At 63.8% G+C, this 1,126-nt stretch carries 1 protein-coding gene; it reads left to right on the top strand.

Features of this window, described 5'->3' with window-relative positions; translation table 11 throughout:
- The first annotated feature begins 44 nt into the window (after positions 1-44).
- Complete coding sequence (locus SM757_RS34870; protein WP_322468846.1) at positions 45-1,112, top strand: IS630 family transposase; 1,068 nt, start codon at positions 45-47, stop codon at positions 1,110-1,112.
- The last annotated feature ends 14 nt before the right edge of the window (positions 1,113-1,126 follow it).

Genomic DNA, 1,126 nt, shown 5'->3' with positions numbered 1-1,126 from the left:
TTATTAACCTGGCAATAAAGAACCCGACCGCCTAATCTGTATTCATGGACAAGGCAGACGGACGCAAGCTTTCCGAGGAATCGCTGCAGTTGCTGCGCCGCCAGGCGCACCGGCTGCGACAGGAGCACAAGACCTGGGACGAGATTGCAGCCATCGTGGGGCTGCACCGCTCCACGGTCATGAGCTGGGTGAACCGCTACCGGCTCAATGAAGAGCAGCCCGCCGAAGTGGCCTCGACGCGCCGTGGCCGGCTGCTGGGAGACAAGCGCACGCTCGGGCTCGAAGACGAGCGACGGTTACGCGAGCAGATAGTGAGTGGCAGCCCGGCTCGGTTGGGGTTGCCCCATGCGCTGTGGAGCCGCAAGGCCGTGCAGCAAGCCATCAAGCTCGACTTCGGCATCGACATGCCCATCCGCACGGTGGGCGAGTACTTGAGGCGCTGGGGCTTCACGCCGCAGCGTCCAGCCAAGCGAGCGCTGGAGCAGCGGCCCGAGCAGGTTCGGCAGTGGCTGGAGGTTGAGTATCCAACCATCGTGCGGCGTGCCAAGGCCGAAGGAGCCCTGGTGCACTGGGCCGATGAGACGGCCGTGCGCCAGGACACGGCCTGGGTGCGAGGGTATGCACCCGAAGGCCACACACCCGTGATCGAGCATGCTGCACGGCGCCCCACGCCCGGCATCACGATGATCTCGGCGCTCACCAACCAGGGCCTGCTGCGCTTTGGCTTCCATGATGGCGCCATCAACGCCGAGCGCTTCATCGACTTCATGGCCGCCGTGGTGCACGACTCACCGGCCAAGGTGTTTCTCATCGTGGACAACCTGGCTGTGCACCGCGCCGAAAAAGTACGGCAGTGGGCGCAGGCCAAGAAGGACGACATCGAGCTGTTCTACCTGCCGCCGTACTCGCCGCAGATGAACCCCGACGAACTCGTCAACCGTGACCTCAAGACTGAACTGCGCATGCGCCCGGGCAGCAGCGACCGCGGCACTCTCAAGCGCATTGCTCAGCGCTTCATGGAAGCGCTGAGCAACATGCCGCAGCGAGTCAGGGCCTATTTCGAAGACGAGCAGGTCGTGTATGCCTGCTCCCGGGCCACGTACTCTGTTTAATTGCCGGGTTGATA

This window comes from Azohydromonas lata (assembly GCF_034427735.1).
Classification (GTDB): Bacteria; Pseudomonadota; Gammaproteobacteria; order Burkholderiales; family Burkholderiaceae_C; genus Azohydromonas; species Azohydromonas lata.
This window is presented reverse-complemented; position numbering and strand designations above follow the sequence as displayed.

Coding starts and splice junctions, on each gene's coding strand:
- SM757_RS34870 (WP_322468846.1), top strand. CDS start 45: ATGGACAAGGCAGACGGACGCAAGCTTTCCGAGGAATCGCTGCAGTTG.